At 43.4% G+C, this 23,654-nt stretch carries 27 protein-coding genes and 1 tRNA gene; 18 read left to right on the top strand and 10 right to left on the bottom strand.

The window, feature by feature from the left end; all coding sequences use genetic code 11:
* Nucleotides 1-17: 17 nt before the first annotated feature.
* Complete coding sequence (locus tag ABNE31_RS00820; RefSeq protein ID WP_349352007.1) at nt 18-1,580, top strand: pyruvate kinase; 1,563 nt, start codon at nt 18-20, stop codon at nt 1,578-1,580.
* A 483-nt stretch (nt 1,581-2,063) separates the two neighbouring features.
* Here the strand turns inward: ABNE31_RS00820 and ABNE31_RS00815 are convergent, their stop codons facing one another.
* Nucleotides 2,064-2,291, bottom strand: a complete 228-nt coding sequence (locus ABNE31_RS00815) for a hypothetical protein (protein ID WP_179382887.1) — start codon at nt 2,289-2,291, stop codon at nt 2,064-2,066.
* 293 nt (nt 2,292-2,584) lie between these two features.
* Here ABNE31_RS00815 and ABNE31_RS00810 point away from each other — a divergent pair, with 293 nt between their 5' ends.
* On the top strand, nt 2,585-2,881 hold the full coding sequence (locus ABNE31_RS00810; RefSeq protein WP_349352006.1) for a hypothetical protein: 297 nt from the start codon (nt 2,585-2,587) through the stop codon (nt 2,879-2,881).
* A gap of 82 nt (nt 2,882-2,963) precedes the next feature.
* Nucleotides 2,964-4,487, top strand: coding sequence for a GH3 auxin-responsive promoter family protein (locus ABNE31_RS00805; protein WP_349352005.1), 1,524 nt, complete (start codon nt 2,964-2,966; stop codon nt 4,485-4,487).
* Here ABNE31_RS00805 and ABNE31_RS00800 read toward each other — a convergent pair.
* From ABNE31_RS00800 to ABNE31_RS00775, 6 genes are all read right to left on the bottom strand, one after another.
* The gene (locus ABNE31_RS00800; protein ID WP_179382883.1) at nt 4,482-5,114 is read right to left on the bottom strand and encodes a hypothetical protein; all 633 of its coding nucleotides are present in this window, start codon (nt 5,112-5,114) and stop codon (nt 4,482-4,484) included. The genes ABNE31_RS00805 and ABNE31_RS00800 overlap by 6 nt on opposite strands.
* A gap of 170 nt (nt 5,115-5,284) precedes the next feature.
* Nucleotides 5,285-5,749 carry a hypothetical protein gene (locus ABNE31_RS00795; protein ID WP_179382882.1) on the bottom strand — a complete coding sequence of 155 codons (465 nt, stop codon included), beginning with the start codon at nt 5,747-5,749 and terminating at the stop codon, nt 5,285-5,287.
* A 90-nt stretch (nt 5,750-5,839) separates the two neighbouring features.
* The gene (gene cls / locus ABNE31_RS00790; RefSeq protein ID WP_349352004.1) at nt 5,840-7,261 is read right to left on the bottom strand and encodes a cardiolipin synthase; all 1,422 of its coding nucleotides are present in this window, start codon (nt 7,259-7,261) and stop codon (nt 5,840-5,842) included.
* 135 nt (nt 7,262-7,396) lie between these two features.
* Complete coding sequence (locus tag ABNE31_RS00785; RefSeq protein ID WP_179382880.1) at nt 7,397-7,636, bottom strand: hypothetical protein; 240 nt, start codon at nt 7,634-7,636, stop codon at nt 7,397-7,399.
* A gap of 39 nt (nt 7,637-7,675) precedes the next feature.
* Nucleotides 7,676-7,837, bottom strand: coding sequence for a DUF1328 family protein (locus ABNE31_RS00780; RefSeq protein ID WP_179382879.1), 162 nt, complete (start codon nt 7,835-7,837; stop codon nt 7,676-7,678).
* 172 nt (nt 7,838-8,009) lie between these two features.
* Nucleotides 8,010-8,705, bottom strand: a complete 696-nt coding sequence (locus ABNE31_RS00775) for an SOS response-associated peptidase family protein (protein ID WP_349352003.1) — start codon at nt 8,703-8,705, stop codon at nt 8,010-8,012.
* Between the two features lie 191 nt (nt 8,706-8,896).
* On the opposite strand from ABNE31_RS00775, the gene ABNE31_RS00770 reads away from it, so the two are divergent.
* Entirely contained in the window at nt 8,897-9,934 is a 1,038-nt protein-coding gene (locus ABNE31_RS00770; protein ID WP_349352002.1) for an AraC family transcriptional regulator, read from the top strand.
* Between the two features lie 18 nt (nt 9,935-9,952).
* Here the strand turns inward: ABNE31_RS00770 and ABNE31_RS00765 are convergent, their stop codons facing one another.
* The gene (locus ABNE31_RS00765) at nt 9,953-10,861 is read right to left on the bottom strand and encodes a helix-turn-helix domain-containing protein (protein ID WP_349352001.1); all 909 of its coding nucleotides are present in this window, start codon (nt 10,859-10,861) and stop codon (nt 9,953-9,955) included.
* A gap of 80 nt (nt 10,862-10,941) precedes the next feature.
* Here ABNE31_RS00765 and ABNE31_RS00760 point away from each other — a divergent pair, with 80 nt between their 5' ends.
* Complete coding sequence (locus tag ABNE31_RS00760) at nt 10,942-13,230, top strand: DUF5916 domain-containing protein (RefSeq protein ID WP_349352000.1); 2,289 nt, start codon at nt 10,942-10,944, stop codon at nt 13,228-13,230.
* Nucleotides 13,231-13,284: 54 nt separating this feature from the next.
* On the top strand, nt 13,285-13,734 hold the full coding sequence (locus ABNE31_RS00755) for a cupin domain-containing protein (RefSeq protein WP_293280438.1): 450 nt from the start codon (nt 13,285-13,287) through the stop codon (nt 13,732-13,734).
* Here ABNE31_RS00755 and ABNE31_RS00750 read toward each other — a convergent pair whose 3' ends face one another.
* Nucleotides 13,735-14,184, bottom strand: coding sequence for a hypothetical protein (locus ABNE31_RS00750; RefSeq protein WP_349351999.1), 450 nt, complete (start codon nt 14,182-14,184; stop codon nt 13,735-13,737).
* A 67-nt stretch (nt 14,185-14,251) separates the two neighbouring features.
* Here ABNE31_RS00750 and ABNE31_RS00745 point away from each other — a divergent pair, with 67 nt between their 5' ends.
* The 6 genes from ABNE31_RS00745 (at nt 14,252) to ABNE31_RS00720 (ending at nt 17,695) form a co-directional block, all read left to right on the top strand.
* Entirely contained in the window at nt 14,252-14,527 is a 276-nt protein-coding gene (locus tag ABNE31_RS00745) for a helix-turn-helix transcriptional regulator (RefSeq protein ID WP_349351998.1), read from the top strand.
* A 98-nt stretch (nt 14,528-14,625) separates the two neighbouring features.
* Nucleotides 14,626-15,396 carry an HNH endonuclease gene (locus ABNE31_RS00740; protein ID WP_349351997.1) on the top strand — a complete coding sequence of 257 codons (771 nt, stop codon included), beginning with the start codon at nt 14,626-14,628 and terminating at the stop codon, nt 15,394-15,396.
* Nucleotides 15,397-15,462: 66 nt separating this feature from the next.
* The gene (locus ABNE31_RS00735; RefSeq protein WP_349351996.1) at nt 15,463-16,329 is read left to right on the top strand and encodes a peptidylprolyl isomerase; all 867 of its coding nucleotides are present in this window, start codon (nt 15,463-15,465) and stop codon (nt 16,327-16,329) included.
* 210 nt (nt 16,330-16,539) lie between these two features.
* Nucleotides 16,540-16,884, top strand: coding sequence for a type II toxin-antitoxin system RelE/ParE family toxin (locus tag ABNE31_RS00730; RefSeq protein WP_349351995.1), 345 nt, complete (start codon nt 16,540-16,542; stop codon nt 16,882-16,884).
* Nucleotide 16,885: 1 nt separating this feature from the next.
* On the top strand, nt 16,886-17,176 hold the full coding sequence (locus ABNE31_RS00725) for a helix-turn-helix transcriptional regulator (protein ID WP_179385736.1): 291 nt from the start codon (nt 16,886-16,888) through the stop codon (nt 17,174-17,176).
* A gap of 150 nt (nt 17,177-17,326) precedes the next feature.
* Nucleotides 17,327-17,695, top strand: a complete 369-nt coding sequence (locus tag ABNE31_RS00720) for a hypothetical protein (protein ID WP_349351994.1) — start codon at nt 17,327-17,329, stop codon at nt 17,693-17,695.
* A gap of 178 nt (nt 17,696-17,873) precedes the next feature.
* Here the strand turns inward: ABNE31_RS00720 and ABNE31_RS00715 are convergent.
* Nucleotides 17,874-17,946, bottom strand: a tRNA-Phe gene (locus ABNE31_RS00715).
* Between the two features lie 102 nt (nt 17,947-18,048).
* Here ABNE31_RS00715 and ABNE31_RS00710 point away from each other — a divergent pair.
* The 6 genes from ABNE31_RS00710 to ABNE31_RS00685 all read left to right on the top strand — a co-directional run bounded on the left by ABNE31_RS00710 (nt 18,049) and on the right by ABNE31_RS00685 (nt 23,616).
* Nucleotides 18,049-18,777 carry a type III pantothenate kinase gene (locus tag ABNE31_RS00710; protein ID WP_306012371.1) on the top strand — a complete coding sequence of 243 codons (729 nt, stop codon included), beginning with the start codon at nt 18,049-18,051 and terminating at the stop codon, nt 18,775-18,777.
* Nucleotides 18,778-20,043 (top strand): hypothetical protein, encoded by a 1,266-nt coding sequence (locus ABNE31_RS00705; RefSeq protein WP_293290407.1) that lies wholly within the window; start codon nt 18,778-18,780, stop codon nt 20,041-20,043. It begins immediately after the preceding gene.
* 103 nt (nt 20,044-20,146) lie between these two features.
* Nucleotides 20,147-21,517, top strand: coding sequence for a hypothetical protein (locus ABNE31_RS00700; RefSeq protein WP_349351993.1), 1,371 nt, complete (start codon nt 20,147-20,149; stop codon nt 21,515-21,517).
* Nucleotides 21,517-22,128, top strand: a complete 612-nt coding sequence (gene lptC / locus ABNE31_RS00695) for an LPS export ABC transporter periplasmic protein LptC (RefSeq protein ID WP_349351992.1) — start codon at nt 21,517-21,519, stop codon at nt 22,126-22,128. The genes ABNE31_RS00700 and lptC overlap by 1 nt, the downstream gene beginning before the upstream one ends.
* Nucleotides 22,121-22,324 (top strand): hypothetical protein, encoded by a 204-nt coding sequence (locus ABNE31_RS00690; RefSeq protein ID WP_349351991.1) that lies wholly within the window; start codon nt 22,121-22,123, stop codon nt 22,322-22,324. Before lptC ends, ABNE31_RS00690 begins: the two co-directional genes overlap by 8 nt.
* Nucleotides 22,325-22,326: 2 nt before the next feature.
* A complete protein-coding gene (locus ABNE31_RS00685) occupies nt 22,327-23,616 on the top strand; it encodes a hemolysin family protein (protein ID WP_349351990.1) in 1,290 nt (429 codons plus the stop codon).
* Nucleotides 23,617-23,654: the final 38 nt, after the last annotated feature.

Here is a 23,654-nt window from a genome sequence, read left to right as displayed (position 1 = left end):
GACCGATATCAGCTTTTTTGACAAGTTTCTCGATCATCTTTGTGGTCAATCATGGCATTATGGGCATTACTCGGGAACTACTGGAAAAAATGGCAGAGCAAATTGATGCCGTCATTGACAGGATCCATCAGCATGAAATGGATGGCCATGGATTGACCAAGGGTGTATGCGATATGTATAGCGCCAGTGCCAGAAATTTGCTCCATTATACTTCCTTTCGGAGTTTTGATGCGCGAAAAATGCAAAAAGGTCTCAAACAACTGGGTCTGACCCGGCTTGCCAATGCAGAGGGCAATATACTGGGCAGTCTTCTCAACTTAAAAATCATTGTGAATAGCTTGTTGGGCAGGAGCCCCGATCTTACCAAAAATGAGTTTTTGAACATTGGCGATGGGGCCTTGTTGCTGCAAAAGCATACGGAAGCACTATTCGGGCTGAACACTCGGGAACGCAGGGTGCGTATTATGGTGACACAACCCACGGAAGCGGCAACAGACTATGATTTGGTGCTCCAAATGGTGAAAAATGGGATGGATTGTGCCCGCATCAATTGCGCCCATGATGGCCCCGAAGTATGGAAAGCCATAATTGACCACGTCCGAAGGGCTGCCAAAGAGAATTCCAGCTATGTAACGATAGCCATGGATTTGGCCGGTCCCAAAATAAGGACTGGGCCGATAGTTATTCGCGACCATAAACAGGGCAATATCCCGAAAGAACCATATATCCGGGTGCACGCTGGCGACGAACTCATCGTGACCGGAAACGAAAAAGAGGTTGCCCTACCCACCTTCGATGGAAATGGAAAACAGCTTCAACCTGCCAGCATTGGATGCATCCCTGCCATAATCGTAGATCGGGTCGAAACGGGAGCCCCCATTTTATTCGATGACGGAAAAATTGAAGGAGAAGTTATCCAAAAACATGTGGATTCCTTTGTAGTAAAAATTACACGCACCAAACCAGGTGGAGCAAAACTGAAAGGGGAGAAAGGAATCAATTTGCCCACATTGGATTTGGGAATTTCGGGACTCACGGAAAAAGATCGTGAAGATTTAAGGTTTGTGACACAATATGCGGATATGGTCAACTATTCCTTTGTAAACGACGAAAAAGATGTGAATGACCTGCTTTTTGAGCTCAAAAAGTTGGGTGCGGATGATGATTTGGGACTTATCCTGAAAATAGAGACCCATTTGGCCTATAAAAACCTGATCAATATCCTTATTGCTGCAATGCAGCGCAAACGTTTGGGCATTATGATAGCTCGTGGCGACCTGGCCCTTGAAGTAGGATGGAAAAATATGGGTGCCGTACAGGAAGGTATTTTATCGTTCTGCGGAGCGGCACATATTCCTGTGGTATGGGCCACACAAGTATTGGAGGGCTTGGCCAAAAAAGGAATGCCGTCGAGATCTGAGATTACCGATTTAGCTTCTTCCGTCCAAGCGGAATGCGTTATGTTGAACAAAGGCCCGCATATTATTGAGGCCATCTCTTTTTTGGATGAGGTGATGCAGACCATGGAGAGCTCCCATGATAAGAAAGAGGTTATGCTGCCCAAAATGGAGTGGAAATAAAAAAAGGGCACCTGAACAGGAGCCCCAAGACACATTACTAACTAACTGCAGATGAATTTTAAGGGATGCGTTAGTGTTTAGTATAGTTAACTAATGTAAAAGTAGATACTTCTTAAAAGGGAGTAGACGGATAGTGCAATTACGGCGTACCAAAAAAGGTATCCCAACTTTGCTTCTATAGTGTTCATTTTTCAGCGTGTTTGTTTATTTAGTTGAGTTAAAACTACACCTCTAAAGTATTCAAAACAAAGCCAATTCCCATGTAGAATTATATCGGTTGCCCTAATATCACGATAATTGGTGGTAAAAGTTATGTAAATGGAAAAGTGATGGATTTTGACATGAAGATGGTTGGGCGAAAGCTGGATCTTTTCGCTGAAAAACAAACTGTTATGTCAATTGGAAGAAGAGAGTTGGAATCTTGGGAAGGATGTCTATCGCAGGATGGAGAAACATCCTTCCGTATACTTTTGAAAGTAGATGTTAAGCCAAGGGCGAACCTTTAAGTCGTTTTTCGATTTTGCGCTTCTTGGCCGTAATATTCTTCATGATTTCCATTAATTTGGAATCCTTAGTCTTTTTGTAGATCTCGTTAATGGAAAGAATCAAGCTTTTTGCTTCCCTTGAGGCCTTAACCCTATCGCTGGTGGACATGTGGCTCATGGGCCTTTTCTCAAATTCTTCCGCCTGTTGTAATAAATCCTGGGTCATTTTTTGTTTTTAAAATTATTCGCAATCGGCTAAATATAAGAGTTAGTTTTATACTTTTTGCCTATGCAACCATTTGATTTCCATATTTATGAAAACATTAAGAAGATGGGTGGGGGAAGTGTTGAAAAATTCTAAAAATGGTCTGGAAGCGACCTGTTTTCCTGATACTGGAGATAAAGGAGGATGTGTAAAAAATCAGGTTTTCTCCACTAAAGTCCCGCTGTATGTTAATTTAACGTTTAGTAATTGTAAACTATATATTATTTGGACTATTTTTGCATCAAAAGAAGTAGTTGGAAATTATCTGGAAACATACGGAAAACAAAACTTTCCTCAACCACGAAAGTAGGATCAATTTGGAATATGCGGTCCGCCTTCAGGTGGTAAAGACACTCATCAAAGAGGCAGAACACCTGATGAATTACCTTTCTTTGGTCGGGATTCAAATTGATGCTTCCAATGGAAAGGTTTCCGTTCACCCAGAAACTCCCGAACCGCTCTATTCCAAAATTTCGGACAAGCTTGTTCAGCCCAACGCAACAAACGTGCAAGAACCTGTGTCATCCCTTTTGGCGACAGCTCATTTCTAAGATCTTTCCAGTCAATCAAAAAACGGATTGAGAACACCCCAATGCAGGTATATCGGTAATTTTATAGAAAGAAATTACCCATATGGCAATCATAGGAAACATTATCAAAGGTGTTATTGAGGCAAAGGATGCCCTCAGTAGGGAAACAGACCCTGTTGAAGACCAAAAAAAGGTACTCCGGGATTTGCTGGAAAAAGCTAAGGATACCGATTTTGGAAGGCAGTACGATTTTGAAACCATCCTAACGTCCGATGACGTCCAAAAGACCTTTTCAGAGAAAATTCCTTACCACGACTACAACAAAATTACCGAGGAATGGTGGAGCAAGACCATTGAGGGCGAGCCCAATGTCACTTGGCCCGGGAGTCCCGATTTTTTTGCGCTGTCTTCTGGCACCACAGGTAAGACTTCCAAGCGAATTCCAGTAACCAAAGATATGTTGGACTCCATTACACGGGCAGGACGGCAACAGGTTTTCGCCATGAGCAATTTTGATATGCCAGCGGATTTTTTCGAGAAGGAAATCATGATGTTGGGCAGCTCCACCAACCTGCAGGAACGCAATGGTAAAAAAGAAGGGGAAATTAGCGGCATAAGTGCCAGCAACATTCCATTTTGGTTTAAAAAATACTACAAGCCCGGGGACAAGATTGCCCAAATTGATGATTGGGACGAACGGGTGCTTTCCATTGCCAAAAACGCGAAAAATTGGGATATTGGCGCCCTTAGTGGCATTCCCTCTTGGATGGAATTGATGCTCAAAAAGGTCATTGATTACCACAATGCGGAGCATATTCATGAGATTTGGCCCAATTTACAGGCCTATACTTCCGGAGGGGTGGCTTTTGAGCCCTACGAAAAAAGTTTCAACGCCCTATTGGGCCATCCTATTCAGATTATCGATACCTATTTGGCTTCCGAAGGGTTCTTTGCCTGCCAGAACCGTCCGGAGACTACGGCCATGAAATTGATTACGGACAATGGGGTCTATTTTGAATTTGTCCCCTTTGAACCGGAATACGTCAATCAAGATGGATCATTGACCGATAATGCCCCTGCCATTACCCTTGACAAAGTGGAGGAGGAAGTGGATTATGTATTGATCATTTCCACGGTATCGGGCTCTTGGAGGTACATTATTGGCGATACCATAGCCTTTACGGATGTGGAAAGGGCCGAGATCAAAATTACGGGTCGAACTAAATTCTTCCTGAATACCGTGGGTTCCCAGCTTTCGGTGAACAAGTTGAACGATGCCGTGAAACATTTGGAAGAGGAACTCAATATCAAGGTGCCAGAATACACACTTTGCGCCAAACGCTTTGACGATGGATTTTACCATTCCTGGTATTTGGGGTCCGATAAAAATCTGGATGAGGAAAAAACTGCGGCCGTGTTGGACGCTTACTTAAAGGAAGCCAATAAAAACTACAAGGTAGCCCGAAGCAAAGCTTTGGAAGGTGTTAAGGTCACCTTTGTGCCCCAACAAATGTTTGCCGAATGGAACGGAGCCAACAAAAAGAAAGGTGGTCAGGTAAAAATGGAGCGCGTAATGGGAGAGGAGCGCTTTAAGGAATGGGAGGAATTTGTCGCTAATCAATCATAATAGGCCATTGTCGACAGAATCCTGTTGTTTGACCATTTCCATAATTTCATCCGGGGATAGATAATATTGTTTGATTCGGGTCTTGTACGTTTCATCGATGTCGGAATTGTTGAGTATAAACCGTTTCGTCTTTAGGATGTATTCGGACATTCCCCTAGCTACGGCAAAGGAATCTGCGGCACGCTCTGCTTGCTTCACAAACTCTTTTAAAAGCACATAGCGGATACCAAAACCGATAAGATTGAGATTGCCCCGCTCTTGATAATCCATCACATGGCCGAGCTCATGGCCCAACCAACCGATCAAAACATCTTTGGGCACATCCACTGTTTTATATTCTTCACCGGAAATCTTGAACCGTTCGCTGATCAGAATCACGTAGCTTCGCTTGCTTCTCGGTTTTACGAGTCCGCTCCAAGTAGGCTGTGCCTGCATCACCGATTTTTTGATGTTTTTTTTAAACTTAAAGGTTATGGGAATGCCTTCAAGCTCTGGAAAATGTTCCAAGGCGATGTTTACTTCATCTTTTATGTTGTCGGGTATACTGTTTTTGGGTTCCTTCAAAATAATGATTACAAAAAATAGTGCGATGAATACAAGAAAAATGGAAAGGAATTTTCTCTTCAAAATGAACTGGGCTTAAAAAGATGCTGTCTAAAGAGCGGTAATATTTGAACTTTGTCAGGTTGAGCGCAGTCGAAACCTAATGACAATCCATGTGTGTTAAGTTCTCGACTGCGCTCGAACTGACAGATAACCCGCTTTTTAGACAGCTTTTCTGAATAGGTTCTTTTTATCTAAAACTGGTATCGAAGCCCTAACGCAATATCAAGGTCAAGGTCATCGGAATAATTGTCGTTGAATCCAAGTTCCGGTCTCATGTCGAGTGAGATGAGCAGTGGTATTTCAAAATTATACTCTATACCGATGTCACCGGCCACAAGGGCAAAAGTTCCATCGTTCTCACCGGCATCAAAGGAACCAAGACCACCACCGGCACCTACGTACCAGTTAAAACCGCCATCTATGGGCATCACCCATTGATAGAGACCTACCAATTTAAAGGCTTCCACATTGTTGGAGTCTCTCCAACCGAGGTCAAATTCCAGTCTGTTGTTTGCTTTTAGGTAACGCTGGTAGGAGATTTCACCTCCAAAACCGTCGTTATCGCCCAATCGGACACCCAAGGCGTTCTTTGAGATGCTCTGGGCACTCATGGCTGTTGTTCCTGCTAAAAATAAAAGTAAGATTAAATTTTTCATCATTGTTTATTTTGACACAAAGGTAGATTTGTCCCTGTTTTGGCTTGCCGTAAACCATTTAATGTTTGCTCCAAATACCTATTGGGCCTATTAAATTAGGGGTTTAAAGAATTTGAAGAGTCCTTCGAGGAACCGTAGCCATACGCCCCTGTTCTTGAAGCGCTCCAAGGTGACCAACTCAGCCTTATCGCAGAGTTTTTGGAACTCTTGGGTCATTTCGGCGGTGATGCGCTCGTCGTACAGGAGCACATTGGTTTCATAATTGAGCTCAAAGCTGCGTATGTCAAAGTTTCCGGAACCGATGGATACCAAGTCGTCGTCTACGATCATGATCTTGCTATGCGAAAAGTCGTCCCGCAAATAAATATCGATGCCTACTTGCAGCAGTTCCTCAAAATGGGAGAACATCGCAAATTTGGCGGCTTGCGAATCGGATTTTTTGGGTACCAGCAGACGGATTTTTACACCTTCCAAGGCCACAATCTTCAAACTTTCCAAAAAAGCCTCTCCAGGAACAAAATAGGGATTGGCAATGCAAATGGATTTTTGGGCCTGGTTCATCATGCCGATGTACTGGTGCATGATGGTGGGATACATGGAATCCGGTCCCCCGGCCACTACTTGGGCATCCACTCCGTCCATTTGTTCCTGTTCGAACAGATAATCGGAGATATGAAAATTTTCCTTGTTGCTGGCAAAAAAGTAGTCCTTGAGAAACACCATGTGCAGGTCGTTGACCACTGGCCCTTCCAATTGCAAGTGGACGTCCTTCCATTTGCCCAGTCCATCCTCCCGTTTGATGTATTTGTCCGATACATTCACGCCTCCCGTAAAGGCCACTTGGTTGTCGATGATGACAATTTTCCTATGGTTCCTAAAGTTGAGCGAGAACAACAGGTTGGTTAATCGGATGGGCATGATGGGGTAGATCTTTACTCCGATATCCTGAAATTTTTTTCTGGGACGCCCCCGTAATTGATAGCTTCCCAAGGAATCGTAAATGATGCGTACCTCTACCCCCTGATCAATTTTCCGCTTCAACAAATCCAACATTTTGTCCAAGAGCTGGCCCTGTTCCAAAATATAATATTGAATGTGGATGAACCTTTTGGCCTTTTCCATGGCATTGAACAGCACATTAAAGGTTTCGCCGCCATCCTGCAACACGGAAACTTTGTTTCCAGAGGTCGCCGTGGTATTGCAACTGGAATGGATAAGCCGACTGAGGCGCTGTTTTCTGATGTCGTTCTCGAAATGGGTGCGATGGTCCTCTTTTAAGGGAGATTCCGGTAATCCGTATTTTTTGCGTTTTTCAAATTCCTTGGGATTAAAAAAGCGGAACTTTCGGCGGTTCACACCAAAAAGGTAATAGAGGAGTGCCCCAAGAAAGGGTAAGGTAATAATGGCCAATGACCAACTAATGGAACGCGAAGGTCTTCTACCGTGGTAAATGATGGCGCCAATGGCCCAAACGGAAGTTACGATATAGAGGATGGTGAGGACAGTCTTCAAAAAAATGGTAGTGTTTAGATGTTCTAAGGTAGCAACGTTTTATGGTAAAGCCATGCCATCCCTATAATAAAATAGGTGCCAACAAAAAACTCTGACAAATCTTTGCCAGAGTTTATACTTTTTAATTTGTGAAGTCTATTGGGAATCGTCAGTGGCGTCCTCAATGGAGTCTTCCACTTCTTCGGCAGCATCTTCAATGTCGTCTCCAACATCTTCCGCTGCGTCTTCCACCTCTTCGGCGGCATCCTCAACGCCTTCCTTCACATCTTCTACGGCCTCTTCGGCCTTATCTTCTTTTGTTTCCCTGCAGCTGGTCATGCTCAAAGTAAGCACGGTAGCTAGCATCAGGGCAAATACACTTATCGTCTTTTTCATGGGTTCTCTGTTTTAAGGTTAATGATTATTGTGGGTGTTCTATAGTCTTTTTCTTCCGGTTATCAGTGAAATGATAAACAGGACAATAAAAATGAAAAATAATATTTTGGCGATGCTTGCAGCTCCGGCGGCGATTCCGCCAAATCCGAAAATACCCGCAATGATGGCCAAAATAACAAAGGTGACTGTCCAACGTAACATAATAATAGTAGTGTTTAAATTATAGCCTGATCAACTCTTAATCAGTACATTACAAATATCGCTTGCCTTTTGTCCGTAGCTTGTCGTTTTCGGTGTTTATGTTAACTCAAAAGCAAAATAGGAATCGCATCGCCCCTTAAAAAAGAGGTAGTAATCCCTTAAGAGGACCGTGTTAGTCCTGCGAATTTGTGATAAGGGGTAGGTGTTGGGTGTCGGAAGTGATATGGTTCAAAAAAAACTCATTGGATAGCCTTTTGGCTTTCAGTTTCACATCTTTCGGCTTTTGGATGATTTCTTCCAGCTCCGATGGGGTAGCCTTTTGGTTTAGCCAGTCCATCGCCATGGCTTTGGGGATGATGACGGGGCAAAGATTGCTAATGTTGTGGTATTTGGTGAGGAAGGTATCCGTTTTGTCCACCATAAGAGCGGTGCACAAAAAGCCATCGTCCAACCTATTATAGGTGCCTGCAAGGTAGAAAGGCCTGTTGTTGGCTTGATGGATGTAAAAACTACAGGTATTTCCATTTTCCAAAAGGTGGGTATAAAAACCGGTCACAATGATCAAGCAGCGGCGCTGTTCAAAGGATTCCTGCATCCAGTCGATGTCTTCCAGTTCGCTCACCTTTACGTTGAGGGTATTGGCATTGTCCTGAAATATATGCCAGTCTTCTTTGAAATCCTGAGGCATCAGCCCCCAAATGGCCAATGAGATGCGGTTGGGCTCCTCCATGGTCACCACACTGAGGTTGATTTCGTGAAATCCGTTAATAATGGGGTTTGGGGTGTATAGGTTTGGATATCGGAAAGGAATTCCAAACTCCTGTTCTATCTCCTCTTTTCCTGCGTCATTTGAAAGTTTGTAAATCATAATATCCTGAGGTGTGACCACAAGAAAGACCATAAAAGAAGTAATGATTAACTCAAATCAAATTATTTGTATTGCTTTTCATTTTTTTATTAAAACTATGATAAAGCCAAGCGCCCATGGCTGACCAACGGACAACAAACCCTATATTTATAGTCTTAGATCAAGAATAAACAAATTAGTAGGAGATTTTAATGATCAAAATCAAAGTGGATGCTCAGGACACCGCGGAATCGGTGGAGCAGATAAGAGACGTTATCGGAGGCGAAATCAAGGAACGCTGGGGGCAGTATGTTTTGCAGGTTTCCAACGATAAGGCCGAAGGGAGCATACGTTTCATCACCTTCGATTGGGGGGTAAGCCTGTTGGAACTGGACATTACCTTTGCCGAAGAGGTGATCATTGAAGTGGACACCTCCAACTTTAATCCCATTAGTTTTTACTATTGTTTGGAAGGTTATTGCGGACATAAGTTTGGCTACCAGCCCGATGATGAGATCAAAATCATGGAGCAGTTCCAGTCGGTGATTTTGACCAACAGGGATGGTGGCATCACCGACAGGTACTTCCCGAAGGACATCAAAATTTCCCAAACCGTCATCCAAGTGCGCCGGAAGCCATTTTTGCGCAAAAGGCTCAACCAGGGCGAGGAGCTCAACCAACAGCTGTACAAGGTGTTTTTGGATAGCGACCACGAAAAGGTGTTTGCCTACTACGGCTCGTACAACCTTAAAATGGCGGAGGTGGTCACCAAGATGCGCGCAATCAAGGCGAAGGGCATGATCCGCATTATGATGCTCGAGGGCTACGTGTACCAGATATTGTCCATGCACATGATCCAGCACAACAAGGAGGTACTGAACAAACGACCGCAGACAAGTCTGCTAAAGCGGGAGTTGAAGACCATTCGCAACTACGTCAAAAAAATAGAGAAGAACATTTCCCAAGATTTTTCGTTGGAAGACATTTCTGCGGAAACGGGACTAACGCAGGCCAAACTGCAAGAAGGTTTTAAGTTGCTCTACAACAAAACGGTTACGGAGTACATTCGCCATGCACGATTGGAACTGGCCCGCGACTACATTGCCACCACCGAAATGAACATCTCCGAAGTGGTCTACTCCATCGGGTTTACCAGCAGGAGCTATTTTTCCAAGATTTTTAAGGAAAAGTACGGACTAAGCCCTAGCGAATTCAAGAATAGTAAAAAGAGCGCACAGACTGTAGGTTGATGCAGCTCTGAAGGTCTGTTAATTTAAGTTGCGGAACGCTTTGGGTGAATGCCCAACCTGCTGCTTGAACATGCGGCTAAAATGTTGGGGGTATTTAAAGCCAAGCTCATAAGCAATTTCGCTCACCGATTTGTTCGGGTCGAAGACCTTTTCCTTGGCCACATCGATAAGTTTGGTCTGGATGTATTCCTGAGCGGATTTTCCGGTCTCTTTTTTGATCAAGTCACCAAAATAATTGCTGGACAAATGCAATTGGTCGGCAAAGTACCCCACCGTGGGCAATCCGTATTTTAAAGGTTTTCCCGAAGTAAAATAGTCGCTCAACAAAGATTCAAACTTGTTCAGGGAATTTTGATGTGGAATTTCACGGGTCAAGAACTGGCGATCATAAAACCTGAGGCAATAATCCAACAGCAGCTCAATATTGGAAACAATGAGCTTTTTACTGTGTTTGTCCAGGTTTTGTTCCAATTCAAATTGAATCTTATCCAACAGGCTCAAAATAATTCTACGCTCTTTGGTCGACAGGTGGAGCGCCTCATTTACGGCATAGGAAAAATAAGTGTAGGACGCCATCTTATTGGCAAGGTCCGAGCCCAGAAAAAGGTCGGGATGGAACACCAGCGCATACCCTTTGGGCACGTAATTGGCATCTTGGGTGAGCTGTACGGTTTGGTCGGCACCCACAAACACCAAGGTCCCCTCGTCATAGTCATAGTCCCTACCGCCATATTTGATCTTACAATGCTTGCTATCCTTTAAAAAAACGCCGTAGCAGCCCCAATGGATGCCCTCATAGCCCTTGTAGGAATACTGGTCCAGATTTAGCGTGGAATAATCCAAAATACTGACCAAGGGATGCAACAATTCGGCATCGCGCCACTTGAAATAATCGTTAACGGTCCGTATGTGCAAAATCTTTTCCATGGTCCTAACCCTATCAATTACGCATTAAATATAAGCTATTGATTGCCAGTATTTCAAATGGGCGTGTACAATCTGTAATATTGGTAGGAACATCTGTAATTCTGGTACGATTTTCCACTGGGTCGGAGCGTATTTTTGGTCACATCAATGGAAAAACGATGATGATGAAGCACTGGTACCCCGTATTATGGTTGATTTTTGGCCTTTTTATGCTTGTTCCGTATTTGGGATTTGCCCAAAATACCACCAAACAGATCGGCGCCAAATTCATCACCGAAGAAGTGGTGTTGGATGGTAAATTGGACGAAGCTTTTTGGGAAATGGCCGAAACCGGTTCCGATTTTGTGCAGTACTTTCCAACCGATTCGCTTCCGGCAAAACACGCCACATCCTTTAAAGTGGTCTTTTCCGAAACTACCCTGTATTTGGGCGTTCGGGCCGAGGCAGTCAATGGCGACTACGTGGTATCGTCTCTTCGCCGGGATTTTGGCGGAACTACTAACGATAACATCTCCTTCCTCTTCGATACCTTCAGCGATGCGACCACGGCCTTCTTTTTTGGTGTGACTCCCTACGGCGTTCAGCGTGAGGGCTTGGTGGCCGAAGGCGGGGAAAATTTCAACAATACCTGGGACATCAAGTGGCAGGCCGAAGCCCAACGGTACAATGACCATTACACCGTGGAAATCGCGATACCCTTCACGTCCTTAAAATTTATCGAAGGTTCTACCTCTTGGCGTTTTAGGGCCTACCGCTGGAATATCCAAAGCAACGAACAGACCACATGGACCCAGATTCCGCAAAACCAGACCCTATCCAGTTTGGCCTACATGGGGCAGTTGAACTTTGAACGACCCTTGGGGCGCTCGCGGAGCCCGTTTTTCTTGATTCCCTACATCAATACGCTGGCGCAGGAGGATTATGCAGCGGATACCGACCAACAGGATTTTAAGACAGGGGTGGATGCAAAAGTGGCCGTTAGCGAGGGGATGAATTTGGATGTCACCATTAACCCCGACTTCAGCAATGTGGAGGTCGATGATGTGTTTACCAACCTGACGCGCTTTGAAATACGATTGCCGGAACGGCGCCAGTTCTTTATCGACAACAACGACCTTTTTGCCAACTATGGGAACACTTTGGACAATATTCCCTTTTTCTCAAGGCGTATCGGCTTGGTGCGCGATACCTTGGGCAATCTCATTGAAAATAGATTGCTGGGCGGGGTACGTTTGAGCGGAAAACTCAATTCCACATGGCGACTGGGCTTTTTGAACCTGCAATCGGCCGCGGACGATGCCAATAGGATTCCTTCATACAACAATATGATGTTGGCGTTTCAAAAGAAAGTGTTCTCCCGCTCCAATTTGGGCTTCTTTTGGGTGAACCGCCAAACGTTGGACACCTATGAATCCCTCAACCCGAACGAACGCTATAATCGGGTCATCGGGCTGGACTATGATTTGGCTTCGGCAGATAACATTTGGACCGGGAATTTCTTTGTGCACAAGTCCTTTCAGCCGGGGGATAGCGAGGGCAACTTTTCGGCTCAGGCCCGGGTGAACTACGACGATAGGGACTGGCGGTTTGTAACCGATTTTGTGTATGTGGATGAAGAGTACCGGGCCGATTTGGGCTTTGTGCCACGAACCGATATTTTTAAAAATGGCCTTTCGGCCACACGACGGTTTTATCCGAGGGATTCCAAGATCAGTAACCACAGTTTCCAACTGTTGGGCGTCAACTTTTGGAGGGTGAATCTCGATTTTAAGAACACCGATTATTTCTACCGCGCCACTTGGGAAATCAATTTTACCAACCAGTCCACCTTTTCTAATAACGTACAGCACGATTATATTTTCCTTACCAACGACTTTGACCCGACCCGAACACCGGGCGCTACGCCACTATCCGGAAACCGGGGGTATAGCTTTACGCAGTACAACGCCGAATACGCATCCAACCCGTCCAAACTGTTCACTTTTTCGGGCAATACCTCGATCGGACAGTTTTTTAACGGGGAGCAGTACTCCTTTGGCGGACAGGTGGGCTATCGCTTTCAGCCGTGGGCCAACATTAGTGTTGGCGTCAATTACGATGGCATTCGACTGCCAGAACCCTATAACGATGCCGATATTTGGTTGGGCATTGCCCGTGCCGAAATCACTTTTAGCAAGTCCATATTTTGGAACACCTTGATCCAATACAGCAATCAGCGGGACAATTTTGGCATCAATTCGCGCTTGCAATGGCGTTTTGCTCCCTTATCGGACCTATTTTTGGTGTACAATGACAATTATTTTACGGGAACCTTTGCGCCCCGGTTCCGTTCCATTAACTTAAAGCTCACCTATTGGTTGAACCTATAAGATCGCCCAAGGGTGGTTTGAATGATAAAAAACAACAACTAAAACACGATAGCAATGAAAAAAATGACCTTGATAGCGCTTTTGGGCGCACTGTGCTTCGCCGCAACCGGAAACGCTCAAGATGCCATTTTCCCGAAGGGGCAAAAGGGCCCAGCTGAATTTTTTACCGGCAACGCCTATCCGTATGGTTTGGTACAGGCCGATTCTATCTACACCACCTTGGCGGGCAATGTGTATTTTGAAGCTGGGGCGAGGAGCCATTGGCATTCCCACCCGGCGGGGCAACTATTGATCGTGATCGATGGTACCGGCTATCATCAGATTGAGGGGCAGCCCAAGGAAATAATTACCAAGGGCGATGTAGTAAAATGTCCCCCAAATACCAAGCATTGGCACGGGGCATCTAAGGACGAGGGCATGTCGCACATTTATGTGATTCCCAACACCGAAAAGGGAATCGTGGAATGGATGGAGCCTGTTTCCGATGCGCAATACAACAACTAACTACGCCTTAGTGGCATGCCCGCAAATCGGGGTGCAAAGCTTCTCTAGGCGGTATATGCCTTGGTAGGTATGCGTAACCTGGATCCGGAGCAAAGGGTCAGGGGCATCTATCCTAAAGGATAGCACCAATTTTTCTTCATCCACGTATAGGCTGCCCTGGTCCAAGGGGCGGGGCAGGGAGAGCGGTCCCATATCGTTGAGGTTAGTGGTTTGGTATATGTGGCATTGCAGGGAAAACCGGAACACCAGACTGTCCATGATATCCAATTGGAGCAGCTGCGGGGACAATTTTTGAAACCCGATACGGCCCTGCCGGCTAGGCAGGTGGTGGAGCAGCATGCCCTGTTGCGAATTGCAAATGTTGAGCGATGCAAAGGTAATCTGTAATTGGGTGTGGGTGCTGTGGTGGAGGAAATGAGTTAGGGCGGAAGCGATGGTAGGTGGAAGCATAATCGATTATTAGATTTTGGGCTTTTGATTTATGAAAAGTAAGCAAATTAATCAAAAATAACACCATATGGTGTTTTTATTCGGTTTTTGGAATAGGCAATTTGCTTCCATGTTGAATGATTTGACAAAAGAAGAAGAACAATTCCTCGTAAAATTTGGAGCGCAGATACGTCGCTTACGAAAAGGAAAGGGGATGACCCAAGCGGACTTGGTTTTTGAGGCCAAAGTTCACGGAAACATGATAGGCAGGATAGAACGCGGTGAGCGAGCCGCCAATCTTCTTCAACTTCGCAAAATAGCTAAAGCTCTAGAAGTTAACGTAGAGGAGCTTTTTGATTTTTAAATATGGATGCAACTGCCAATCATCGATTTTATGCTTAATTTGGGGTGTATGGATGTATTTTATGTTTATATAAACATGTTACATAATTTTTAAAATAAATGAAAATTTGCATTTGGTGTAGACAGAATGATACACAAGTTACATTTAATAATAAAGCACATACGATTCCCCAATCTTTATGTGGTAAAAACATATGTGAAAATGTTTGTGACAAATGCAATTCATATTTTGGAAATATTCAAAACAGAATTCCTTCTATTGAAACAGTCATAAAAGAGACTTTTAATATCTCCAGAATGATTTTACTTGATTCCAGCAATGAGGTCGGAAAGAATAAAGCACTAGCAAGATTTAAATCAGAACTATTTAACGTTAATCTAAAGCAAAAAAAAGTAAGAGTTAAACCTAAATATAGTCTTCGGCAAAATTTTCAAAAAAATATGGCTAGACAGTTGAAACGAGGAATATATAAAGTTTATCTAGAAGAAAGAGAAAGGCAAAAAGGAGATGCATTGAATGAAAAATATGATTTCATTAGAGAGTTTTCAAGATATAACCTCGGCGACTTTCCATTAATATACTTCAGGAGAAAAAATGGAATCATGATGATGCTAGAGGAATGGAATAAATCACCAGAATTAATTTTTGACGAAAGGTACAGAATGAAATACCTTTTAGACAATCATAACTTTTTTGAATTTGAATTGCTAGGTCATGTTTTAGCAATTTCAACATCCCGTAATTTCGTATTGAGTAGAGATACTTATATAAAGGAGACAAAAAAGGTTAAGGAGGAATTATTTTCTGAAATGTTTCCTATAGAAAAATTTAATGATTTCGATTTGACTTTAAAAATTATGGCTAATTGAAAAATGACTAAGTAGAACAAAGTCCATAGTTCATTCCGCCATAGCTAAGACCTTTACGATTCATATATGAAAAATTTTAAAAATATAATATTTGTTCTTTTTGTAATGCCCTGTTGTTTTGGTCAAAACCCTGATTACAAGTTATTAATGCGGAACATAAGCACCCAAAACCAAGTGGATAGTATTCAATTGAATAATCCTTGTTTTTCCCTAAAACGTATCATACAGACAACAAGCGATTCTGGTTTTGAAGAATTTATCAAAGATATTGAAATCGACAGCATAAAGGAGTTTAATGATGTTTATTATAAAATCCTTAATAAAAAAACCAAGAAGGAATTCAAGGTTAAATACATATGGTTGGATGGTGGCAAAATGTCCAATTCCAAAATTCAGGGTACTAAAAAAGAAATATTTAGAAGATATAGAAATGGAGAGGACTTTGGGGATCTTGCAGATGAATACTCGATGGACCCAAGGAAAAACCAAGGAAACCTAGGCTGGTTTCCTGAAGGCAGAATGGTTCCTGAATTCGAAAAGTCTGTAGCTGAACACGAGCTAAATGATATTTTTGAGTCTATTCAAAAAGATAGGAACTGGCATTTTGTTGTTTTAAAAACACACAATGATAGGGAAACAGGGGAATTTGAATACTTGAAATTAACTGAAATACAAGAATCCGTTACACGAGATGTAAATGAAAAAGGCAAATTCATACGGGTAACAATTGCAACTGGGATTAAAAACATTGTAGAACTGAGTAACGTACAAATTTCAAAAGTAGAGTGCGTGAATTGCAAAAAAGAAGTTCTGAATAAGGCAATCAAATGTGAAGCCATTCAAAAAAGCTTTGAAATACTCAAAGGTCAAGCTATGAATGAAGAGTTTAAAGAAAACTCTATTTATGTGAAAAAGTTCAGATTTGACTTATAAAAAAAACTAAAGCACAAGAGAGAACCGACTTAAAAAGCAAGTTGGTTTAAGCCATAACTCCCCACAGGGCATCACTGGCTTCGGCCGCGCTGAGCAAAGAAGAAAATGAGGTGACGAAATTATTTTCGAGCCCTTTTTAACCAATACCCTTCCAACCACCAAACCCGAAGAAAATTTTATAATATGTAACTTTTAAGTTACATTTGTTTTATGGAAAAGGTCCGGGAGGTAATCCAGTACAAAAACTATTTCGAGGAGTTCCTTTTAAAGCAGCCAAACAAGGTGCAGGACAAAATATTCAAGGTCATCGAAATAATTGAAACCTATAAAAGGGTTCCCTCCAATTACCTAAAAGCCATAGCGGGCACTAAAGGACTGTACGAAGCCCGAATTAAACTCGGCTCGAATATTTGGAGAGTATTCTGCTTTTTTGACAAAGGAAAATTGGTAATCCTCTTAAACGGATTTGCCAAAAAGTCGCAGAAAACCCCGCAAAAGGAAATCGACAAAGCAGTAGGACTAATGCACTCATACTATGAAGACAAAAGAAGATAAAATGGATACAAAAAGTTGGAAGGATATTAAGGATACCGTGTACGGAGAAAGGGGAACTGAACGTAGGGATGAACTGGAAAGGGACTTTGAGTCCTTTAAAATCGGACTTTTGTTGCGTAAGGCACGTGAGGAAAAAAACCTTACCCAAGAGCAATTGGGCGAACTTGTGGACAAAAAACGGACTTACATTTCGCGTGTGGAAAACAACGGAAGCAATCTTACGCTAAAAACACTCTACGATATAGTGGAGAAAGGACTAGGGGGAAAGGTGAAAATATCAATTGAAATCTAAAAGAGCAGTTTTGTAATACGCTCCACAACCAATGATTCCTGCCTGCTAGTAGGCAGGTTTAACCCAAGCCCAGATTGACTTGACTTTAACTAGGCTGAACGAGAAGAAAAATTAGGCGACGAAATTATTTTCTAGATCTTTGTACACACTATGAAAAAGCTGATTTCCATACTGGTATTGCTAATGATAAGTTCCTGCCATTTGGGTAAAAACGGAGTACTTGTGGAAATCAAAAACACCTCTGGCGAAGCCATCCATAACGTAACTTTCTCCTCTGACGACAAAACGAAACTGGAAATCGAACAAATCAAACCCAACGAATCCGTCGTAGAATTTCTTGATATGACGAACAACCAGAAAGGTGATGGTGCTTATGGATTAATTTTTGAGCGGGAAAATGGCAAAAAGGAACATACAGGCGGCGGATATTATACCAATGGTGGTCCGTTAGACAGAAAGGTTATTTGTGAAATAAAGAAGGATACGGTTTTAATGCAGTTTACGGGGCCAGTGTATTAAGAAAACTGGGCATAGTAAAGAACCGAGTTAAAAAGCAAGTCGGTTTAACCCTCAACTCCCAATAGAGCAGCATTTCGACAAAAAACTTTGTTTTTTGCTCGGTATAAACTTCGATTCGGTTTTGTTCCAAAACAAAAGCCCATCCAAATAGGACGGGCTTTTCATAGCTTCCACTTTGTGGTACCTCCAGGAATCGAACCAGGGACACACGGATTTTCAGTCCGTTGCTCTACCAACTGAGCTAAGGTACCATGCTGTATTAAGCGGGTGCAAATATAATTTCAAAATTAGGATATACAAACAAAAACCCGAAAAAAAGGTGTTCATTTTTTCCAATTCCCGATCTTTGCGATATGAATTTGGTGATCGACATAGGCAACACCCTTATCAAATATGCTGTTTTTAAAAACGATAGCATCGTGCACGATCAGTCTTCCGAGTCGGGGCTGTTCCTTTCCAAGATCAAGGAATTGTTTGAGCAATATCCACAGATCAACAATGCCATACTTTCATCCGTAGGCAAACTGGACCGCAAGGAGCGCGATGTGGTGGCCCTGTTCTGTAAGGTGCACGTGCTTACCAGTGCCTCCAAGGTCCCTTTTAAAAATAGCTACGCTACCCCGCATACCTTGGGCGTGGACCGATTGGCCTTGGCCGCGGCCGCCTATCATCAAAATCCGCGCGGCAATACCTTGGTGATAGATGCCGGTACCTGCATCACCTACGATATGGTGAACAATGCCGGGGAATATGTGGGAGGTGCCATTTCCCCGGGAATCCGTATGCGCTACAATGCCATGCACAACCAAACGGCGGGCTTACCGCTGCTCCAGCCCGGGGAGCTGCTGGACTTTGTGGGCAATTCCACCGAATCTTGTATGCACAGCGGGGTAATCAATGGTGTGGCGCAGGAAGTGGATGGGGTAATCGGGCAATATCGGTCTCGTTTTCAAGATTTAACAGTTATTTTAACAGGGGGAGACTACCATTTTTTTGCCAAAAGGCTAAAAAACACCATATTTGCCAACTCCAAATTTCTCTTGGAGGGGCTCAACTGCCTACTGGAATACAATACAAACTGAATGATTAAAAGAATTCTGATCGCTTTTTTCTGCGTGGCTGCCCATGGTCTGTTCGCACAAAATGGAACCATTTCGCCCTATTCGTACTTCGGTATTGGCGACCAACGCGACAACGGGGCAGTGGATACCCAAATGATGGGCGGATTGAGCATGTACGGGGACAGTATCCATATCAATTTGGGCAATCCCGCGGCCTATTCCAAATTGCGATTGACCGCCTACACCGCGGGACTTTCCCATAAAGAATACCGCCTAAAGACCTTCACGGAAGAACAGAACACCTCGGTGACCAATTTGGATTACCTATCCATAGGATTTCCCATAGCACGGAATGCAGGCTTCGGTTTTGGAATTATGCCATACTCCTCTGTGGGCTATACCTTAAACTCCATAGCCCAGAACAGCAGCGGGGCAGAAGTCACCAATTTTTATGAGGGCTCGGGCGGATTGAACCGTTTGTATGCCTCCATTGGTTTTGAGCCGATCAAAAATGTAAGCTTGGGCGCTACCATCAACTATAATTTTGGAACGCTGGAATACCAAAGGATCCAAAGTGTGGAAGGAGTACAGTTTGGCACCTTGGACGATCGGGAATCCAGAATAAACGGCTACGATTTTAAATACGCTCTTAATTATACCCCTACCATAAAGGATAAATACACCTTATATACTTCGGTTCTGGTCAATACCCAAGGAAACTTGGTGTCAAAGAACACGGAGACCCTTGGCTCGTTTTCCATTGCCAACGGAAACAACGTAGAGGTTGTGGACGTCAATCTGGATGCATCCAACCTCAGAAACACCGAAATCAAGATACCTACACGGACCACTTTGGGATTGGGGTATGGAGAAGATAAAAAATGGTTTGTAGGGGCAGAGTACAGCTTTCAGCAAATGAGCAAGTTCGAGAACGCTTTCTTGGGCTTGGACAACGTAACCTATAATGATGCGAGCAGCTACGCCTTGGGAGGTTACTGGGTACCCGAATACAGGGCGCTCAACGGTTACTTTAATCGGGTGACCTACCGTGCAGGACTTCGGTACGATGTGACCGGGATGACCGTGAACAACAAAGAGATAAACAATTTTGGCATAACTTTTGGACTTGGTTTACCGTTGGGTGCCAATTTCTCCAATTTGAACCTTGGGTTTGAGTTGGGAAGACGAGGCACCACGGATCAGAACCTGGTGGAAGAAAGTTATTTCAAAATCAATCTGGGCTTATCCTTAAATGATAGATGGTTTAGGAAAGTAAAAATTAATTGATAGGCCGTTTTTTTGAAAAATTAATAAATAACCACCCATAAAAGGTCCCAAAAAAGGATTTTTTAATGAAAATTTGTACTTTAACAGCTTTAAAATTAGAAAGATGAAAAAGAGACACTACTTAACAATGATAGCGGTCACCATGTTGACGGGATTAAGTATGGCCCAAGCACAGAACCCCGAGTGTATGACCAATCTGTCGATTTACGCAGAACACGTAAAGGTTAAAAATTATGATGCAGCTTACGAACCATGGAAAATGGTGTATGAAAGCTGTCCAGATATCAACAAGGCAAACTTTTCCTACGGGGAAAAAATCCTAAAATCCAAGATTGAAAGCTCTACTGGAGCCGAGAAGGATGCTTACATCAAAGATCTTTTGGCGTTGTACGACAACAGTCTTAAGTACTTCCCTACCAACTACACCAAGGCGGGAGTTGCAATTGATAAGGTATTGTTGATGTACGAAAACAAAATGGCTTCCGATGAGGAATTGTTCAATATGTTGGACAAGGCATTCCAAGAGGATCAAGCCAACTTTAAGAACCCAAGGGCATTGTACCTGTACTTCTCCAGTTTGGTAGACTTGCACGATGCAGGTAAAAAAGATCTTCAAGATGTATTCAACACCTATGATGATGTAACGGGAAAAATAGAGGAAGAAAATAAGCAGTTGACCGATGTGGTAACCAAGCTTCTTCCCAAGGATTCTTTGGGAACTTTGACCTCCAAAGAAAAGAGAATGCTGCGTGCAGCTACCGTGAACTCAGAATCTTACGGTAAAGTGGCCAGCAGTGTAGATTCCAAATTGGGTGCACTTGCAGATTGTGATAACCTAATTCCTCTTTACGAAAAAAGCTTTGATGAAAAGAAAGGCGATGTAAAGTGGGTTAAGCGTGCGGTAGGAAGAATGTTCTCCAAAGAATGTACGGACGACCCTATGTTTAGAAAATTGTTCGAGGCCCAGTTGGCTTTGGATCCTTCTGCAGACGCCTACATGTACGGTGGTGTATTGAAGCAGAAATCCGGTGATATGAACGGAGCCCTTGCCGACTTTAACAAGGCGGTAGAGTTGGAGACCGATTCATACAAAAAATCGGAAATCCTATACAAGATTGCAACTACGGTTAGAAGAAGCAGTTCTTCACAAGCCAGAAGCTATGCTTTGAAATCCATTGATGCCAATCCAGCAAACGGTAAAGCCTATTTGTTGATTGCCAACCTCTATGGAAACAGTGCCAACGATTGTGGAAGCACTCCGTTCGAGAAAAGAGCTATCTACTGGAAAGCTGCAAGCATGGCCAGAAAAGCGGCCACTGTGGATCCTGCATTGAGCGGACGCGCAAGCCAAGCAGCCGCAAGTTATGAGGCCAAGGCCCCATCCAAAGAGATGATCTTTAGCTCCGGTATGGCTGGTAAGACCATTTCCTTCAGCTGTTGGGTAGGTGGTAGTGTTACGGTACCGAATTTGTAGTGAAACGAACATCACAACATATATTAAAGAGCTTTGCCACGGTTTTCACCGTGGCAATCCTTTTTATGTCCTGTGGTGACGACTACGAACGAGTGGGCGAGGAGGCCGTAAAACCCCTCTTTCCCCAAGGTGTTGCCCAAAATTTCACCTTGACCTATACCGAAACCGTAGAGGCCATGAGCACACAGGATTCCGCAAAGTCGCGGGTCATCGCCGTGCTCACCAGTCCGTTATCCGAAGATTTCGATAACCAACGGTTTAAATTCCGTACCTTCCCAGAAGGGCTACGAGTGGATTTTTTCAATGAAAAGAATCAGAAAAGCGTCATCATAGCCGATTATGGCATCGTATATTCCCAAACCAATTTAATAGATTTGCGGGGCAATGTGGTGCTGGAAAGTCACGATGGCAAAAAGCTGGAAACCGACCAGTTGTATTTTGACAGAAAAAATAACTGGATCTTTACAGAAGCCTCATTTACATATACCAATCCGGAAGACAGAACCGTAATGGACGGTGAAGGGATGGACTTTAATAAGGATTTTACATTTTTCAAGGCCCATAAAACTTATGGGATGATGACGATTAAAGAAGAAGAACAGGATGATTAAGATTTTACGATACACCGAATACCTATACTTGGCCGTAGCTGCCATATCCATCTATAAGATTGTAACACTTTGGAGCGTGAATCCAAAGGAAACCTACATCTTTATCTTTTTCGCCGTAGTATCCGTTGCTATGTTTGTGTTTAGAAGAAGATATCGGAAACGTTTTGAACAGCGAAAAAAGGATAATCAACAATAACCTTGGACTCCTCCCTAATCATTATCATTGTTTCCCTGCTGTTATCGGCATTTTTCTCCGGCATGGAAATCGCCTTCGTTTCCGCCAACAAGATCCATATTGAAATAGAGAAAAAGCAAGAAGGCTTTTTGGCCAAGGTGCTAACCCTGCTCACCGACAAACCATCCAAATTTATAGCCACCATGCTTATAGGCAACAATATTGCCTTGGTGATCTATGGTCTTTTTATGGGGGATGTGCTCATGGAGTGGTTCCAAAGCTTGTTGCCCGCCAAATATGAGTTTGTCAATGTGCTATTGACGGATTTTAGTCTGCTTTCGCAGACCGTAATTTCAACCATACTTATTCTGTTGACGGCGGAGTTTTTGCCCAAGGTATTCTTTCAAATCTATGCCAATGTACTAATCAAGGTATTCGCCGTGCCGGCCTATATGTTTTACCTGTTGTTCTCGGTGATCTCGACCTTTGTCATCAAGGTATCCGATTTTGTTCTGAGAACCCTTTTCAAGACCGAAGGGGACGAGGTGCAACTTACATTTACCAAATTGGAGCTGGGCGATTACATCAACGAGCAAATGGAAACCGTGGAAGAGGAGGATGATGTGGATTCCGAGATCCAGATATTCCAGAATGCCTTGGAATTTTCAACCGTTAAGGCAAGGGAGGTGATGGTGCCGCGTACCGAGATTACGGCAGTGGAAATTGGTGAAACCCCAAAAAACCTGACCAAACTTTTTTCGGAAACCGGATATTCAAAAATATTGGTGTACAAGGACAGTATCGATGAGATTATTGGGTATGTGCATTCGTATGAGTTGTTCAAAAAGCCCAAAACCATAAAAAGTATCCTGCTGCCGGTTGAATTCGTTCCGGAGACCATGCTCATCCAGGACATTCTGAACGTATTGACCAAAAAACGAAAGAGTATGGCCGTGGTTTTGGACGAATATGGGGGTACTTCGGGAATTTTGACCGTTGAGGACATCATTGAGGAGCTTTTTGGCGAAATAGAGGATGAGCACGATTCCACGGACCTGCACGAGGAGCAGATCAGCGAAAATGAATATAAGTTCTCCGCCCGCTTGGAGGTGGATTACATTAACGAAAACTACAAAATGGAACTGCCCGAAGGCGAAGAATATGAGACCTTGGGCGGATTGATCGTGCATCAGACCGGAGAAATACCCGAACAGGACACGGAAGTCATATTAGGTCGATTTAGCTTCAAGATTTTGGAGGTATCGAATACCAAAATCGATTTGGTAAAGGTCACCGTTCACACTGAAGATTAATAATTTCCGCACCTTTTTTAGCTTTCCTATTTGAAAAG

Source organism: Flagellimonas sp. MMG031, from assembly GCF_040112705.1.
In the GTDB taxonomy this organism is placed as follows: domain Bacteria; phylum Bacteroidota; class Bacteroidia; order Flavobacteriales; family Flavobacteriaceae; genus Flagellimonas.
This window is presented reverse-complemented; position numbering and strand designations above follow the sequence as displayed.